Source organism: Haloterrigena salifodinae (genome assembly GCF_003977755.1).
Lineage (GTDB): Archaea > Halobacteriota > Halobacteria > Halobacteriales > Natrialbaceae > Haloterrigena > Haloterrigena salifodinae.
The window spans coordinates 1,689,292-1,704,226 of record NZ_RQWN01000001.1 but is presented as its reverse complement, the minus strand read 5'-3'; the positions used below and the strand labels follow the sequence as shown (position 1 = coordinate 1,704,226).

The window sequence follows — 14,935 nt, the reverse complement described above, 5'->3', positions numbered from 1 at the left end:
CTCGGCTCGACGTGGATGGGACGGGTAGCTATCTCAGGCCATCGGCGCACTCGCTCTTCGGAGTGTCGGTGCGGTATCGACGGAGCGCTCGAGCGGTCGCTCTCGGTGTGTTGTGGATAGAAGAAACGAAATCACGTGCTGCCGCTTCTCAACGACACTGTGAGTCCGTAGTTAGTTGCGGACGACGTTCGTCGCGCGGGGGCCCTTGGGAGCCTGTTCGATGTCGAATTCGATCTCGGTTCCTTCCGTGAGGTCCTCGCCGCCAACGTCTTCCATGTGGAAGAACACGTCGTCGTCGGAGTCGTCAGTCTCGATGAAACCGTAGCCGCCTGTGTCGTTGAAGAAGTCAACCTTACCGTTTGCCATTGCGACTAAACGAAGAGGGAATACACGGTTAAGTGTTCCGCATTCGTATGGAAAATGGCGTGTATATTGTTCGAACATCATCTAAACACGCCTTTGAAAATCTATTTGTCCATACACCATCGGTTATCCGGGAAATCGCGTCCGATTCGTCGGACTGCCGCGAAGCTTCTGTGGAATCTCCAGTTCGAGAGATGTGCCGTGCCGCTCGGCGTCGGCCCCGGCGCCGAGACACGCCTCCCGACGAGGCTTTACGTCTCCTCCAACTGCTAGGGCCTGTGGATTCTAACGATGTTCGGCGTCAGTGGGCGGAGCGGTCCGGCGAGTACTCACCGGAATACTACGCCTACTACGGCCCGAACGAGACGAGCGACGCTATTCTCCGGACGCTCGAGCGATTCGTCGATCCGGCCGCGCCGGTTCTGGAACTCGGCTGCAGTTCGGGCCGCCATCTTTCGCACCTCTACGAACACGGGTTCGACTCCCCGGTGGGGATCGAACTCAACGCGGACGCGTTCGACGTCATGGAGGACCACTACCCCGACCTCGCCGCTGACGGCGAGTTCTATCTCGACGCGATCGAAGACGTCGTCCGCGAGTTCGACGACGACCAGTTCGGCGCAGTCTACTCGGTCGAGACGCTCCAGCACCTCCACCCCGACGCTGAGTGGGTTTTCGAGGAGCTGGCCCGGATCACGGACGACCTCCTCATCACCGTGGAAAACGAGAGCGAACTCGAGGAGCGTGAGACCGAGCGAGACGAAGCCGGACACGCCGGATCGACCGATCCCGAAGTGAGCTACGTCAACGACGACTTCCCGCTCTACTACCGCGACTGGAGCGCGATCTTCACCGACCTGGGGTTCGACGAAGTCGATGTCCAGACGGGTAAGCGAGACACCATCCGAACGTTCCGAGCGCCAGACGCCTCCGATCGCTGACTGCCGTTCGATCGCCGACTGCCAACGTAACTCTTTCTCGTTCCGTTGTTCGCGCCGACCGTCGACCGAACTACTGTGCGTCCTCGAGGACCGGAACGGTCGCCGCCTCGTTCTCGAAGAAGGCGAGCCCGTGGATGCGGCTATCGGGGGTGAGTTCGGGGTGGAACGCGGTGCCGACGACCGGCCCCTGTTTTACGGCGACTGGTCGGTCGTCCCACGAGGCGAGCACCTGCGCGTCTCCGCCGGAGACGTCGTCGATAGCCGGCGCGCGGATGAACACCGCCGGATAGGGGTCGTCGTCGGCCAGTCCGTCGACCGCCAGCGGCGCCTCGAAGCTGTCTTTCTGCCGGCCGAAGGCGTTGCGCTCGACGCCGACGTCGAGCAGTCCGAGTTCCTCGACGCGGTCGTCGTTCGGGTCGCTCGAGGCGACGATCAGGCCGGCGCAGGTCGCCAGCAGGGGCTTGCCGGCCTCGACGTGGGCCCGAATTTCGGGGGCGATCCCCTCGCTGTGGACGAGCCGGGAGATGGTCGTCGACTCGCCGCCGGGCATCGCCAGCAGGTCGCAGTCGGGGACGAGCCCCGACTCGCGGATCTCGCGGACGGTAACCTCGCGGTCGCGGGCCGCGGCGGCGCGTTCGATGGCGGCGGCGTGTTCTGCGACGTCGCCCTGGACGGCGACGACGCCGGCGGTCAGTGACATACCCGCGGCTAGGGAGGGGGACGGCAAAAAGGCCGCGTCCCGCGTTCGACCGTCAGCGACTGAATCCGGTCGTCTCTACGCTGCTCGAAACCGGATTCGAATCCCGTCGGGATCGCTGCACTCGAGGCCGCCAGCGCGCTCATCGATGGCCGCGCCCGCGTCCTCGAGTCGCTCCCGAATCAGATCCAAGTCTTCGCTCGAGGGGACGACGAGGTCGAGCCGCGAGAGGCCGCGGGCGTCGGCCGGCGTGGGACTCGAGCGGTCGTTCCAGGTGTTGCAGCCGAGGTGGTGGTGGTAGCTGCCGGCGGCGACGAACAGCGCTTTCGGGGAGGCCGTCTTCACGTCGAAGCCGAGCGCGTCGACGTAGAACTCTCGGGCGGTCTCGAGCGACGACACCTCGAGGTGGACGTGGCCCAGGGTCGTTCCGCCCGGGACGGTGTCGCTGGCCCCGTCGTCGGCGGCGGCCGCGACCGACTCGAGATCGAGGGGCCACGAGCCGATCTGGATGCCCCCCTCGCCGTCGCGGGGCCACTCCGAACGCGGCCGATCCCAGTAGAGTTCGACGCCGTTGCCCTCGGGATCGTCGAGGTAGAGCGCCTCGCTGACGCCGTGGTCGGACGCGCCGGTGAGCGACCAGCGGTCGCGGATTCGGGCCAGTCCGGCCCCCAGTGCCTCGCGGCTGGGGACCAGGAAGGCGTTGTGAAAGAGTCCCGCGGCATCGGTCGGCCGCGGTCGGGCGTCCGGCGCGTGCCGGAGTTCGAGCAGCGGCGCGTCGCCGGCGCCGAGCACCGTCGTCGATCCGTCTCGTGAGAGCACCGAGAGGCCGATCACGTCCCGGTAGAAAGCTACCATGGCCGATTCGTCGCTGACCGTCAGTACGCTCCGTCCCAAGCGAGTCGCCGCCGGTAATCGATCCCGAGAGTCGCTCATACCGGAGAGACGCGGCGCTCGTATATATGCTACCTGACCGCACGGTCAGATCGACCGATAGCGAGTCGCGTCGAGCGTGACGGTCCTCGTCGTTCGCTCCGCGGTCCTCGAGATCGAGCCGCGAGCAACGGCGAGCGGAGCGCTACCGCTCTCGAGCGGGTGGTCGGCGTCGAGAAGTGGGCGTCGGTCTACGCGACGAAGGTCAGCAGCTGTACCAGTACCCCGATCATCACGCCGGTCGCGATGACCGTCTTGGGGTCGATCTTGATCGCGTTCGAGTCCTCGGAGTCGAAGTACCGGACGAGTCCGGCACTGGACATCAGCCCACCGCTGTTCTGTCCTTTATCCATACCCTCTACTACGGACGGGTGGCACTAAATCTTTCGTCCGGCAGTATCACTGACGTCACCGCTTGCGGCAAGCACAGACCGGTGGGAAACCCTTATGCGCGCCGCGTCGGAACTAGCGATGAACCGATGACTGTCACACTCAAGGACTTCTACGCTGACTGGTGTGGCCCCTGTAAGACCCAGGATCCAATCCTCGAGGACCTCGAGGAGGACTGGGAGGGCCGATTTGAGGTCGAGAAGATCAACGTCGACGAACAGCAGGACGTCGCCAACGAGTACCAGGTTCGCTCGCTGCCGACCCTGATCATCGAGAACGACGACGGCATCGTCGAGCGCTTCGTCGGCGTCACCCAGCGCGACGACATCGAAGACGCCCTCGAATCGGCCGGCGCGTAAGCGACGGGCCCCTCGAGCCGCCGTTTTTCGCGAACGCCACGTCTCGATCAGCGACGGCGCTGACGCCTCTTACGGCTCGTCCGGATCGATGTCGTCAGCGCCGGTCTCCCCGCCGGTGGCTGACTCCTCGTCGGACGCGGACTCGTCGGCGCCGAACGTCTCCTCGCGATCGAACGTCTCGTCGGCCGGCGGCTCTTCGGTGGCGCCGAACACGTCCTCCGAGTCCGTCTCGTCGCGTTGGTCTGTTTCGTCCGTTTCGTCGACGGCTAGTTCCTCGTCAGTGTCCACCTCGGCGGCGTCGCTTCCGTTGATGACGTCCGTTCCGTCGGCGATTTCGACGGTGGTGACGGCGTCCCCGGCCGTCCCGCCAGCCGCCGGCTCATCGAGGTCGAACTCGTTGGTCGCGAGTTCGTCGCCGCTGACGCTGACTGTCCCTTCCTCAATCTCGATGACGACGCCGTCCCCGGCCGAGCCGCGGCCGATCAACTGGTTCGCGGTCGATTCGACCTCCTGGTTGACCGACCAGACGAACCGCAGCACCGACTCGAGTTCGTTGCCGGCTTCGCGGACGCCGCGCTGGGGGGAGAGCTCGCCGAAGCTTCGGGCACCTTCCGGGTGGAGGTACTGGATCGGGTGGTCGTTCGGGACCTCCCGCAGGTCGACGTCGAACGACCAGACGTAGGGGAGCAACTGGATGGCGTACCCCTGCGGTTTCGGTGCTTTGCGACCGATGGCCGTCGAGGCGACGCCGATGGCCGTCGATCCCGAGTCGGTATCGTAGTAGACGCCGGGAAGGCCCGGAATTGAGACGCGCATACGCGAGCTATGGGAGCCACCGCGGGTGAGTCTGCACCCGGCACCTGCCACCCCAGTTTTCCCGCGGTCGCGGACTGCCACGGCTCAGAAGAAGGTGTCGGCGAACTTGTCCCGCGGATTGATATCGATCTCGCTGATGCTCGAGCGGTCCTGACTGGCGGCGAAGGCGATGGCCTCGGCGACCTCCTCGGGTTCGCTCGCCTCGTCCTCGTCGAACGCGTCGGCGAACGCCCGCCCGTCGCTCGTCTCGAACTGCGAGCGGACTTCGGCGGGGTTGACGACGGTGATGCCGACCCCGTCGTCGCCGATCTGGGCGGCGACGCTCTTGGCGAAGCCGCGGGTCCACCACTTCGTCGCGGCGTAGACGGGATTGGCCGGCCGCGGGTGGCGGCCGGCGAAACTGGCGACGAAGATCAGGTGGCCGTCGCGCTCCCGAACGTGGGGGATCGCCGCCCGCGTCGCGTAGAAGACGCCGTCGACGTTGGTCTCCTGCATCGTCTCGTACTCCTCGGTCGTCAACTCCTCGACCTCGCCGCCCCGGGAGAGCCCCGCGTTGTTCACCAGCACGTCGATCCCGCCGAAGGTCTCGACGGTCTCGTCGATCAGCGCGTCGACCGCTAATTCCTCGCGGACGTTCGTCGGAACGACCACCGTCTCGACGCCGTGGTCGGCCTCGAGTTCGTCCGCGAGGTCGGCCAACTGATCCTCGCTTCGGGCCGCGAGGACGACGTTTGAACCTCTGGCCGCGAGTTCGCGACAGGTCGCGGCGCCGATTCCCGAACTGGCTCCCGTGACGATCGCCGTCTCGCCGGCGAGTGACGCGTCGGTCATGGTCGACACTCACGACGAACGCCCTCTAAAACGCCCGGGTTGCGGTGCGCGCTCTGAGGTCGATCGACGACCTCCCTGAGGCCCCTCGAGTCGTCCCTGAGCCGTAGCAACCTGACTCGACCCCCGATCGGTCCGACGGACTGGTCGTTTACTCGGCGGCCCGCACGCGACGGCACCGAACGACTGGCGGGGATTCCGGTATTGCTCCGGTAACGCAACCGCGGCAGCCGAACTGCGATCCGGGTTCCGCCAGTCAGCCGGCGAATTCGGCCAGTTGCTCGTTGATCGTCTCCGTCTCGTCGGCGACGAGGCCGTGACCGCTGTTCTCGAACCGGATCAGTTCGGCGTTCTCGATACCCTCTTCGAGCACCTCTCCGGTGATCTCGATCGGGGTGACCTCGTCGTGGACACCGTGATAAATTTTCGTCGGCACGGTGATGTCGTCCATGTCCGGCCGGAGGTCGGCGTCGCGCCAGGTCTCGGCGGAGGCGATCGTCGCCTGCCCGGAGGCTTCCATCCCGAGGCTCCAGATCCAATCCATCATCTCGTCGCTCTGGTCGGTATGGAACAGCATCTCGGCGAAGTCGGCGTTCATCTTCGCGCGGTCGGTCCGCGCGCCCTCGATGAGCGGGTTCACGTCCGACTCGTCGAGCCCCTCGGAGAAGTCCGGCTTCTCGGTGATAACCGGGCTCGCAGGGGCCAGCAACGCGAGCTTGTCGATGCAGGCCTCATCGTGTCGACTCATGTACCGCGTCGCAGTGCCGCCGCCCATCGAGAACCCCGCTAACGTCGCGCCGTCGACGTCCAGTTCGTCGAGGACCGCGCGCACGTCGTCGGCGAAGCGGTCGTAGCTGTAGTCCCCGTACGGTTTCTCTGACTTTCCGTAGCCCCGGAGATCGATGCCGATACAGCGGAAGCCCTCGTCGAGGAGGTGGGTGTACTGGTACTCGAACATCCGGTGATTGAGCGGCCAGCCGTGCAGGAAGACGATGGGGTCACCCTCACCCAAGTCGCGTGCGAACACGTTGACGCCGTCCTCGGCCGTGATACGTGGCATGCGCCGAAGCTATCTTGCCTACTGGTATCAAGGACCACCTTTCATGTCCCGACCTGGCTTCCGTTACGGTCCGGTACGGACACAGCGAAGCCCTCGGGGAGAAAATAGCCGCTGCCCGTTGGTGGGGATCGAAACGTAACCCCGGGCGTCAGTAGTCCTCGAGGTCGTACAGTTCGCCGTACTTCGACGTGACGTACTCGAGGAAGGGGTCGGCCGTCAGCTCCTGGCCGGTCGCGCGCTCGATCAGTTCGGGCGTGATGTAGCGCTTGCCGTGTCGGTGGACGTTCTCGCGGAGCCAGCCGTTGAGGGCCTCGAAGTCGCCCTCGCGGATATCGTCGTCGAGATCGCCGAGTTCGTCCACGGCGGCGGCGTACAGCTGTGCCGCGAGCACGGAACCCAGCGAGTACGTCGGGAAGTAGCCGAAGGAGCCGTGAGACCAGTGGATGTCCTGCAGGCAGCCCTCCGCGTCGGTCTCGGGTCGGACGCCCAGATACTCCTCGTACTTGTCGTTCCAGACCTCCGGGACGTCGTCGACCGCGAGGTCCCCGCGGATCAGACCGCGCTCGATCTCGAAGCGGATCACGATGTGGAGGTGGTAGGTGAGTTCGTCCGCCTCGACGCGAATGAGGTTGTCGTCGTAGACCTGATTCGCGGCCTCGTAGGCCGCCTCGGGAGAGACGTCCTCGAGTTCCGGGAACCGCTCTCGGGCGGTCGGGAGGAACTGCTCCCAGAAGGGACGGGAGCGCCCGACGTGGTTCTCCCAGAGGCGAGACTGAGATTCGTGGACCGAGAGGTCCCGTGCCTCGCCCAGCGGCGTGCCGTAGCCCTCGTCGGGCAGGCCGAGCGTGTAGTTGGCGTGGCCGAACTCGTGGATCGTCGAGGTAATGGAGCCCAGCAGATCGTCCTCCTCGAAACGGGTCGTCACGCGGGCGTCGAACTGCGTCCCCGAGGAGAACGGGTGGGGCGCGGTGTCCAGCCGACCGCGGTCCCAGTCGTACCCCAGCGAGTCGAGGACGTCCCGCGCCAGCGCCTCCTGGTCGTCATCGTCGAATTCGCCCGCGAAGGCGTCCGTAGTGAGATCGGCGTCGCTCTCTTCGATCGCGTCGATCAGCGGCACGAGTTCCTCGCGGAGACGCTCGAGGACCCGCTCGGCCGTCTCGAGGTCGATGTAGGGCTCGTAGTCCGAGAACAGCACCTCGTAGGGGTCGGCGTCGGGATCGATGTGCTCGGCGTATTCGCGCTTCAGTTCGACGAGTTTCTCGAGGACGGGCGCGAACTCCTCGAAGTCGTCGTTCTCCTTGGCCTGCTTCCAGGCGGGGTGGGCGTTGGTCGTCGTCTCGGAAATCTCCTCGACGAGTTCCTGTGGGACGCTGGTCTCGCGGTCATACTTGCGCCGGACTTCCCGGACGACCGCGGCCTGGTCCTCTTCGAGATCGCTGTCTTCCAGTTCCTTGAGCAACGCGCCGGTCTCGTCGGCCGTCAGCAGTTCGTGGCCGATCGAGGACAGCGCCGAGAGCTGCTGTGCGCGGGCGGGCGTCCCCTCGTCGGGCATCACGACTTCCTGGTCCCACTGGAGGATGCCGGACGCGTTCGAGACGTTCGCGATCCGCCGAACGCGTTCTTCGAACGCCGCGTAGCTGTCGTCGGCCGCCTCGCTCTGAGCCTGATCGGTCGCCATGAACGACCGATACACGCGGCGGCCGTATCAACATCGTGGTTCCGGCGGTTTCACAGTCGTCGGTCGTCGCGTCCGGATCGGGTTTCGTGCGCTCGTCGGCCCTCGAGCCGACTGCGAATCGACGGTCGGCCTGCCCGGCCGCCTCGAGCTCACCGACCGGAAGCTGTCGCAATCGCCGACAGTATCGCTCCCGTATCAACGCCTCGTTGCGGCGCCGTAGCGCCAATATACGCTACCGATGAGCGCTGTATAGAACTTGCAAGCAGTGGATTGTTCGGGCTATCTGACGTGTGTTCCTGTACAATGGTCGCTGCGTCACCAATCGGGTCAGCCATCGTGTTCGTGGTGAGCCTGCTGATCGGTGCACTGGGAATCTACATCGGCGCCCGGATCATTGTCGGGGCCGACGACTACGACCACGCGATCGTCACCGCGTTGATCGGGGCGATCGTCTGGGGGCTTGTCGGTTTCTTCGTCGGGTGGATCCCCCTGCTCGGGCCGCTGCTGGCGCTGCTGGCGTACATCGGCGTGATCAACTTCCAGTACCCCGGCGATTGGACCGCCGCGGCGATGATCGGCCTCGTCGCCTGGGTGACGGTGCTGGTCGTTCTCTACGCCCTCGCCGCGCTCGGGATCACCGCCTTCGACGCCGCTGGCATCCCCGGCGCCTGAGCGGTGCCGAGCCCCGTCTCCAGCCCCACGTTGCGAGTGTAGTCCCATAGACGTAAGCGGATTCGTCCCGAATCACGGTCCATGGATATGGATACTCGCATTCTCGTTCCGATCGACGGAAGCGACTCCGCGAGGGCGGCCCTCGAGCACACGCTGGATATCGCCGCCAACCAGGATGCGGTCGTTCACGTCCTCAACGTCGCGGACACGAACCAGCCGAGTCTCACGCGCCTCGGCACGCAGGTCGTCGACGCTCTGGAGGAGGAAGGCAAGGAGATCGTGTCGACGGCCGCCGAACTGGCCGCGGAGCGCGACGTGGCCGTCAGTACGCACGTCGTCCAGGGCGAACCGCGCGAGACGATCGTCGAGTTCGTCACCGCCGGCGCGGAGTCAGAGTCGGAGTCGGACGACGCGGACGGCGTCGCGTTCGATTTCGTCGTGATGGGGGCCCACGGCCGACGCGGCCTGGGAGAGTACATTCTCGGCAGCGTCACGGACTACGTCGTCAACCGGAGTGAGGTACCGGTGTTGACGGTTCGCGCGGCCGACGACGCGAGGGCGACCTACCCCTACGGAAACGTCCTCGTGCCGACCGATGGGAGCGTTCATGCGAGGGCGGCGGTCGAACTGGGCGCGCAGTTCGCGAACCGCTGTGGCGGAACGTTGCACCTGCTGTCGGTCATGGACGAACTGCCGGAGGTCGCCGACGCGGAAACGGCTCCGCTCCCCGCCCAACTCGAGGAGAACATACGGGAGGCACTCGAGGAGGACGCGGCGACCGCCGCGCGGGCGGGCGCCGCCGACGTCGAGACCGCCATCGAGACCGGCTCGGTGCCTCGAGAGGTTCTCGCCTACGCCGAGGCGGAGGCGATCGACCTCGTCGTGATGGGCACCCACGGCCGGACCGGTATCGACCGCCACTTGCTTGGCAGTTTCACGGAGCGCGTCATTCGCACGTCGCCGGTTCCCGTTCTCACGACGCGCCGTGCCGACGAGATGGACTGACCTCGTCCGCCCGATAGCGGACGTCACCGCGATCCGTTCGAAACCCTGACAGTCATCGGTAGAACACCCGACAGCGGAGACGAGAAAGCCTATAAGCGGACCGAGACGGGTCCTACGTAGCCACCTGACGGGCCCGGCCCGTCGTTCTACCGATGGACACTCGAACGATCGCTGACGGGGGTGACCGCCCATCGAACGACAGACGCTGATCGTTCTGGGAGCGGTCGCCGTCGCGTGCTTCGCGCTGGCTCTCGGAGCGACCGCCGCCACGTCGGCGGACGGCCACGAAGCCGACCGACACCAGCGGCTGGTGAGCACCGGCGACGAGACCTCGCTGTGGCCGTACACGAGCAGCGCGACGACCGTCGAGGAACGGACGCTCGCAATCAACGTGTTGATCAACGGCGATCCAGCGGAGACGCGCCGGCACCTAGAAGAGCGGAGTCGCGGCGACTGGAACGAGACCGCTCCCGAAGAGGAGGACGTGAGCGAGACCGACCCCGAGGACGTCATCGGGACCGAAACGGCCTGGCGAAGCGCCGACGGCTCGACGCGGTACGTCTACGTCTCCACGACCAACGAGACGGCCGAGGGCGTGTGGCTCGACGAGAGCTACCAGCTCCACGACGGCGACTATCTCGGCTCGCGCGAACACATCCGCGCCTACGAGTCGCCCGACTCCGACGAGGAGTGGACCGCGATCCAGGCCCACAGTGAACACTGGGACTGGTTCCGGCTCAGCCACACGGTCGACAGCGCCGAGGACTCCCAGCGCTACGTCGAACGCGAGTTCATGGATCGGCAGTACGTGTCGAACGTCTCGCGCGTTCACCTGGGCAACGGCCGCGGCTTCGATTCCGACGGCTGGGTGACGGTCGTCGACCTCGAGAGCGGCGACCCGCCGTCCCCCGTCGCGATTGTCGGCCTCCTTCCCGGACTGCTGCTCGCGAGTCGGGTCTCGACGCGGACCTCGTTCCCGAATCCGGTCACCGCTCGCGTCCCGCGCGCGCTGTGTTTAGCGGGGTCGCTGCTCGGACTCTACCTCTTCGTCCGGTTCGGCGCCATCGCCGTCGAGGCGCGCCTCGAGGGGATCGACCCCCGGTTCATCGCGGCGGCGTTCTATCCGCTGCTCGCCGTCGGCTTGCCGGTCTGTACGTACTACTTCGCGCGGTCGCTCGACCGGCCGACGGCCTTCGCGGCCGGCGCGGTCGGCTTCGCGACCGCGATCCTCCTCGATTACACGCTGCTCGGCGTGACCCGGCTTCCGCTTAACGTGCTCGTCCACCGGTTCTCGACCGCGGTCGCGCTCGGGTTCATCGCCGTGGGGGCGTCCCACACCGTGCGAGTCGATCCGGAGGACCACGACTACGTGCGCCTCGGCGCGCTCCTCTGGGTCGTGACGCTACTCGTGCCGCTGCTTCGATTCCTGTAGCCGCCCTCGACCCTCCGCTGGCCTCGACTCGAGGTCGTCGGGGCTCGTGTACGGGCGCACCCACGGGGCGGTCACCTGCGTGTAGCCGACGACGCCCACGAACGTGGCGAGGTAACACAGCCAGCGCGGGACCCCGAAGTCCTGAATCCAGAGCACCATCACCAGTGCCCAGCCGGCCAACACGACCGCGTCGCGACAGATCCGTTCGGCGTTGTGCCGAAGGTACGCGCGCAATCGGCGCCGCCGGGACTCGAGGACGGGGCGATCGTCGTTTACCGGGGCGGCGTCGGCGCGTTCCGTCCCGGACTGGAGAGATTCCGTTTCGCTCACCGTTGCTGCGGAGGTTCGGGAGCGGTCGCATACGCTTTTTGGTCGCGAGCACCGGGCGTCGGGCGGGGAGTCGTCCAGCGTCGCGATCCGAACCGGCCCTGGCCCTGGGGGCGACTACGCGATCCGTCGTTTCGTTCCCCGGCCGTGGTATCGGACTGGTAGAAAAAACACTAATACGTCGCTCGGGAAATGAAGTCCCGATGGGTACCCAGCTGGCGTTTCGACACTCGAGGGTGGTAGACCGTGGCTGACCGTTCGCAATCGCCGCTCGCAGCCGTTCGCTCGGGAAGTTCTCGAGCCTGGTCGGCGCTCTCGCGGAACCGCCTCCGCGTCGTGTTTCTGGCCGTTATTCTCCTCTCGGCTACCGCCGTGGCGAGCGCGGCGATGAGCGACGACCTTTCGACCGCGTCCGAGGAGACGGTTCCGGAGGCGCCGGCGACCGAGAACCACACGGTCGTAACCGAGTCCGGACGGGCGGGGACGATCACTGTCTACGAGCCCGACGGCGAGGTAGCGTACTACAACAACACGCGGACGAAGTACTTCGACGCCGACCCCGTCGAGGGCGATCCGATGACCATCGAGTACACGGCGACGGACACGATCCACAGCGAGGGTCCGACCTGCAGCGACCCGCCGTGTGCGCTGAACGTCATCGAGCGCGTCGACCTCGAGGACGAGAATCCCGAGCCCGAAGTCATCTACAAGCGATACGATCACCAGGAGACCGCCGGTGAGTGGCACGACGCGGACCGCATCAACGACACCCACGTGGTCGTCGCGGACATCGTCGCCGACCAGGTCTTCATCGTCAACACCGAGACGGAGGTCGTCGAGTGGCTCTGGGACGCCCAGAGCGACTTCCCCGTCGAGGAGGCCGGTCCGTACCCCCACGACTGGGCCCACATCAACGACGTCGAGTACATCGACGAGGGCCAACACGAGGGGCGGATCATGGCCAGTCTCCGGAATCAGGATCAGGTCGTCTTCCTCGACCAGGAGGAGGGGCTGGTCGAGAACTGGACGCTGGGCGGCGAGAACGAGCACGACGTCCAGTACGAACAGCACAACCCCGACTACATCCCCGAATCGCAGGGCGGGCCGGCGATCGTCGTCGCCGACTCCGAAAACGGCCGCATCCAGGAGTTCCAGCGCGAGGACGGCGAGTGGAACCGCACCTGGCAGTGGGAGGACGATCAGATCCAGTGGCCCCGCGACGCCGACCGCCTCCCCAACGGGAACACGCTCATCGCCGACAGTCACGGCAACCGGGTGATGGAGGTCAACGAGTCCGGCGACGTTGTCTGGGAGGTCCCATCGACGCTTCCCTACGAGGCCGAACGCCTCGAGACCGGCGCCGAGAGCGAAGGGGGCCAAAGCGCCGCCGAACTCGGCCTCGAGTCGCGCACGGCCGACGGCGGGGACGGCGGAGGCGGGAGCAGCGGCCTCTTCGACTTCGACCCGCTCGGCTGGATCGGCGACCTCATCGAGAATCTCTTGCCCCACCGGATCCACAACGGACTCCTCTTCGCGTCACCGGTCTGGATGGGCTCGTCCGAGTTCGCGGCCGTCGGCATCGCGATCCTGACCGGGCTGGTGTGGATCGGCTTCGAGACGAGATGGAAGCTCCGCGACGCCGGCGTTCGGTTCCGCCTCCCCGTCTACCGACGGGGCAATTGATCCCAGCCGGCCCTCGATTTTACCACCGCTATCGGTATCGAAGCCCGTGAACGACTCGCTGCGGAGTGAGCGGCCGGCCGTCGACCGTTCAGCGAGTCGCCTTGTACGCGAGAAACACGGTCGTGCCGAGCGCCGCGGCGTACCACAGCGTCCCCACGCGGATCACGACCGTGGCGGCGGCCGCGACGGCTTCGGGGTAGCCGAACGTGACCAGCACGCCGACCATCGACGCCTCCGCCGCGGCGAGTCCGCCGGGGAGCATCGACACCGCGCCGACGACCGACCCGAGTCCGAAGACGAATAGGCCGATGACGACGGTGGCTTCGACGCCGAATCCTTCGAGGACCAGCCAGAGCGCGAGGCCCTCTAACCCCCACGCCGCGAGACTGAGCAGCGTCGCGACGACAAGCGGTCGGATCTGGAACAGCCGGTACGCGCTCTCGTAGAACCGCTCGAGTTCGGTCGCGTGCTCGCCGACGACCGGAAGCGACTCGAGTCGGCCGAGGATCGCCAGACAGGCCCGCCGCCACTGGAGCAGGCCGATCCCGACTCCGATGGCGCCGAGGACAATGACGATGGGAAGCGATGACCGGCTGTAGACCAGCAGGCCGAGCGCAGCCATCGCGCTCAGCGCGACGAGGTCAGTGACGCGCTCGGCGCCGACGACGGAGGTGGTCTCGCTCGCCGGCACGCCGCGCTTGTCCCGGAGGAACCACGCCTTCCAGACCTCGCCGGCCTTCCCCGGCGTGACGACCATCATCAGGCCGCTAAAGAAGGTGATGGCGCTCGCCTCGAGCGGGACGTCCACCTCGAGACGCCGGAGGTAGTAGTGCCACTTGGCGAAGCGGAAGCCGTAGCCGACCGTCGTCAGGCCGATGACGGTCGCGAACGTCCGCCAGCGCAGGGTGGCGAGGGCGTTCGTCACGTCGCCGACGTCCGCATAGGCGGCGAGGCCGAGGAAGACGACGACCGAGAGCAGCGCCGTCAGCCAGACGCCGTGCTCGCGGACGGCCCGCCGGCAGCGGTCGACGACGGTCGCACCGACCCCCTCGGCCTCGCCGCTCGTCGTCATGGGAATCGCCCCGACGTGAGGGCCCTCACGGCGCGACCGGAGGCGGTGCGGAACTGGTGGAGTTTCGTCGCGACGTGCCCCGAGAAGTATCGTCCGCGACCGCGCGGCCGAACGCGCCCCTCGCGCACTGCGTCCGCGAGCGCTCCGGCGCCCTCGACCCGGGTGTACGCGCGGCCGATTTCCATCGGGAAGTGAGCGTCGCTGCCGCCGGTCGCCGGCAGGTCGCGGGCGGCCGCGAACGAGGCCGCGCGCTCGTTGAACCGGCGTCGAACGCAGCGGGAGTTCACCGCTTCGACCCCGTCGACGGCGTCGGCGAGGGCCTCGAGGTCCGTCTCGTAGCACTGTCGCAGCGCGTCGAACGGATGCGAGAGGACGGCGACGCCGCCCTGCTCGTGGACGCGGTCGATCACCGTCAGCGGATCGACTCGAGGCGGCGCCTCCGTCACGTTGAGGGCCAGCAGGTGGCCCTCGGTGGTCGTCACTTCGACGCCGGCGATCACCTCGAGACCGTCCGGCGCGGCGTCTCGAACGGCGTCGACGTTGGCGAGCGTATCGTGGTCGGTGACTGCGATGCCGTCGAGACCGGCCTCGGCCGCCGCTTCGGCCACGCGCTCGGGAGGTGTGCTCGAGCAGGGCGAGGCGTCCGTGTGCACCTGGAGATCGTATCGTCGTGTCATGGCGG

Annotated in this window: 17 protein-coding genes; 6 read left to right on the top strand and 11 right to left on the bottom strand. The window is 66.7% G+C overall.

Annotation, left to right across the window (positions count from 1 at the left end):
• Positions 1-171: 171 nt before the first annotated feature.
• Complete coding sequence (locus EH209_RS08535) at positions 172-366, bottom strand: cold-shock protein (RefSeq protein WP_008893559.1); 195 nt, start codon at positions 364-366, stop codon at positions 172-174.
• A 275-nt stretch (positions 367-641) separates the two neighbouring features.
• Between EH209_RS08535 and EH209_RS08530 the strand changes: the two genes are divergently transcribed.
• Positions 642-1,304 carry a class I SAM-dependent methyltransferase gene (locus tag EH209_RS08530; RefSeq protein ID WP_126662440.1) on the top strand — a complete coding sequence of 221 codons (663 nt, stop codon included), beginning with the start codon at positions 642-644 and terminating at the stop codon, positions 1,302-1,304.
• 70 nt (positions 1,305-1,374) lie between these two features.
• Here EH209_RS08530 and pdxT read toward each other — a convergent pair whose 3' ends face one another.
• From pdxT to EH209_RS08515, 3 genes are all read right to left on the bottom strand, one after another.
• On the bottom strand, positions 1,375-2,004 hold the full coding sequence (gene pdxT, locus EH209_RS08525) for a pyridoxal 5'-phosphate synthase glutaminase subunit PdxT (protein WP_126662439.1): 630 nt from the start codon (positions 2,002-2,004) through the stop codon (positions 1,375-1,377).
• Positions 2,005-2,079: 75 nt separating this feature from the next.
• Positions 2,080-2,934, bottom strand: coding sequence for a VOC family protein (locus tag EH209_RS08520; protein WP_126662438.1), 855 nt, complete (start codon positions 2,932-2,934; stop codon positions 2,080-2,082).
• A 188-nt stretch (positions 2,935-3,122) separates the two neighbouring features.
• A complete protein-coding gene (locus tag EH209_RS08515) occupies positions 3,123-3,284 on the bottom strand; it encodes a preprotein translocase subunit Sec61beta (protein WP_126662437.1) in 162 nt (53 codons plus the stop codon).
• Between the two features lie 126 nt (positions 3,285-3,410).
• Here EH209_RS08515 and EH209_RS08510 point away from each other — a divergent pair, with 126 nt between their 5' ends.
• On the top strand, positions 3,411-3,680 hold the full coding sequence (locus EH209_RS08510) for a thioredoxin family protein (RefSeq protein WP_008893564.1): 270 nt from the start codon (positions 3,411-3,413) through the stop codon (positions 3,678-3,680).
• Between the two features lie 69 nt (positions 3,681-3,749).
• Here EH209_RS08510 and EH209_RS08505 read toward each other — a convergent pair whose 3' ends face one another.
• From EH209_RS08505 to EH209_RS08490, 4 genes are all read right to left on the bottom strand, one after another.
• Positions 3,750-4,496 carry a hypothetical protein gene (locus EH209_RS08505; RefSeq protein ID WP_126662436.1) on the bottom strand — a complete coding sequence of 249 codons (747 nt, stop codon included), beginning with the start codon at positions 4,494-4,496 and terminating at the stop codon, positions 3,750-3,752.
• Positions 4,497-4,580: 84 nt separating this feature from the next.
• Positions 4,581-5,327, bottom strand: coding sequence for an SDR family oxidoreductase (locus EH209_RS08500; RefSeq protein ID WP_126662435.1), 747 nt, complete (start codon positions 5,325-5,327; stop codon positions 4,581-4,583).
• Positions 5,328-5,580: 253 nt separating this feature from the next.
• Complete coding sequence (locus EH209_RS08495) at positions 5,581-6,384, bottom strand: alpha/beta fold hydrolase (RefSeq protein ID WP_126662434.1); 804 nt, start codon at positions 6,382-6,384, stop codon at positions 5,581-5,583.
• 148 nt (positions 6,385-6,532) lie between these two features.
• Complete coding sequence (locus EH209_RS08490) at positions 6,533-8,062, bottom strand: carboxypeptidase M32 (RefSeq protein ID WP_126662433.1); 1,530 nt, start codon at positions 8,060-8,062, stop codon at positions 6,533-6,535.
• 303 nt (positions 8,063-8,365) lie between these two features.
• Between EH209_RS08490 and EH209_RS08485 the strand changes: the two genes are divergently transcribed.
• The 3 genes from EH209_RS08485 to EH209_RS08475 all read left to right on the top strand — a co-directional run bounded on the left by EH209_RS08485 (position 8,366) and on the right by EH209_RS08475 (position 11,171).
• Positions 8,366-8,734: a hypothetical protein gene (locus EH209_RS08485; protein WP_126662432.1), complete on the top strand. Its 369-nt coding sequence runs from the start codon at positions 8,366-8,368 to the stop codon at positions 8,732-8,734.
• A gap of 87 nt (positions 8,735-8,821) precedes the next feature.
• A complete protein-coding gene (locus EH209_RS08480) occupies positions 8,822-9,739 on the top strand; it encodes a universal stress protein (protein WP_126662554.1) in 918 nt (305 codons plus the stop codon).
• 310 nt (positions 9,740-10,049) lie between these two features.
• Entirely contained in the window at positions 10,050-11,171 is a 1,122-nt protein-coding gene (locus tag EH209_RS08475; RefSeq protein WP_249038764.1) for a hypothetical protein, read from the top strand.
• On the opposite strand, the gene EH209_RS08470 is transcribed toward EH209_RS08475, so the two are convergent.
• Positions 11,142-11,501, bottom strand: a complete 360-nt coding sequence (locus tag EH209_RS08470) for a hypothetical protein (RefSeq protein ID WP_126662430.1) — start codon at positions 11,499-11,501, stop codon at positions 11,142-11,144. The genes EH209_RS08475 and EH209_RS08470 overlap by 30 nt on opposite strands.
• Before the next feature lie 243 nt (positions 11,502-11,744).
• Between EH209_RS08470 and EH209_RS08465 the strand changes: the two genes are divergently transcribed.
• A complete protein-coding gene (locus EH209_RS08465; RefSeq protein WP_164722014.1) occupies positions 11,745-13,181 on the top strand; it encodes an aryl-sulfate sulfotransferase in 1,437 nt (478 codons plus the stop codon).
• 88 nt (positions 13,182-13,269) lie between these two features.
• On the opposite strand, the gene EH209_RS08460 is transcribed toward EH209_RS08465, so the two are convergent.
• Together EH209_RS08460 and EH209_RS08455 are read right to left on the bottom strand one after the other, a co-directional pair.
• Positions 13,270-14,253, bottom strand: a complete 984-nt coding sequence (locus tag EH209_RS08460; RefSeq protein ID WP_126662429.1) for a lysylphosphatidylglycerol synthase transmembrane domain-containing protein — start codon at positions 14,251-14,253, stop codon at positions 13,270-13,272.
• Positions 14,250-14,930 (bottom strand): PHP domain-containing protein, encoded by a 681-nt coding sequence (locus tag EH209_RS08455; protein ID WP_126662428.1) that lies wholly within the window; start codon positions 14,928-14,930, stop codon positions 14,250-14,252. The genes EH209_RS08460 and EH209_RS08455 overlap by 4 nt, the downstream gene beginning before the upstream one ends.
• Between the last annotated feature and the right edge of the window lie 5 nt (positions 14,931-14,935).

What these genes read in the sequence shown, in the direction of transcription:
- EH209_RS08535 (WP_008893559.1), bottom strand. Translation starts at nt 366, where the DNA reads ATGGCAAACGGTAAGGTTGACTTCTTCAACGACACAGGCGGCTACGGT.
- EH209_RS08500 (WP_126662435.1), bottom strand. Translation starts at nt 5,327, where the DNA reads ATGACCGACGCGTCACTCGCCGGCGAGACGGCGATCGTCACGGGAGCC.
- EH209_RS08480 (WP_126662554.1), top strand. Translation starts at nt 8,822, where the DNA reads ATGGATACTCGCATTCTCGTTCCGATCGACGGAAGCGACTCCGCGAGG.
- EH209_RS08495 (WP_126662434.1), bottom strand. Translation starts at nt 6,384, where the DNA reads ATGCCACGTATCACGGCCGAGGACGGCGTCAACGTGTTCGCACGCGAC.
- EH209_RS08520 (WP_126662438.1), bottom strand. Translation starts at nt 2,934, where the DNA reads ATGAGCGACTCTCGGGATCGATTACCGGCGGCGACTCGCTTGGGACGG.
- EH209_RS08490 (WP_126662433.1), bottom strand. Translation starts at nt 8,062, where the DNA reads ATGGCGACCGATCAGGCTCAGAGCGAGGCGGCCGACGACAGCTACGCG.
- EH209_RS08455 (WP_126662428.1), bottom strand. Translation starts at nt 14,930, where the DNA reads ATGACACGACGATACGATCTCCAGGTGCACACGGACGCCTCGCCCTGC.
- EH209_RS08510 (WP_008893564.1), top strand. Translation starts at nt 3,411, where the DNA reads ATGACTGTCACACTCAAGGACTTCTACGCTGACTGGTGTGGCCCCTGT.
- EH209_RS08505 (WP_126662436.1), bottom strand. Translation starts at nt 4,496, where the DNA reads ATGCGCGTCTCAATTCCGGGCCTTCCCGGCGTCTACTACGATACCGAC.
- EH209_RS08485 (WP_126662432.1), top strand. Translation starts at nt 8,366, where the DNA reads ATGGTCGCTGCGTCACCAATCGGGTCAGCCATCGTGTTCGTGGTGAGC.
- EH209_RS08515 (WP_126662437.1), bottom strand. Translation starts at nt 3,284, where the DNA reads ATGGATAAAGGACAGAACAGCGGTGGGCTGATGTCCAGTGCCGGACTC.
- pdxT (WP_126662439.1), bottom strand. Translation starts at nt 2,004, where the DNA reads ATGTCACTGACCGCCGGCGTCGTCGCCGTCCAGGGCGACGTCGCAGAA.
- EH209_RS08460 (WP_126662429.1), bottom strand. Translation starts at nt 14,253, where the DNA reads ATGACGACGAGCGGCGAGGCCGAGGGGGTCGGTGCGACCGTCGTCGAC.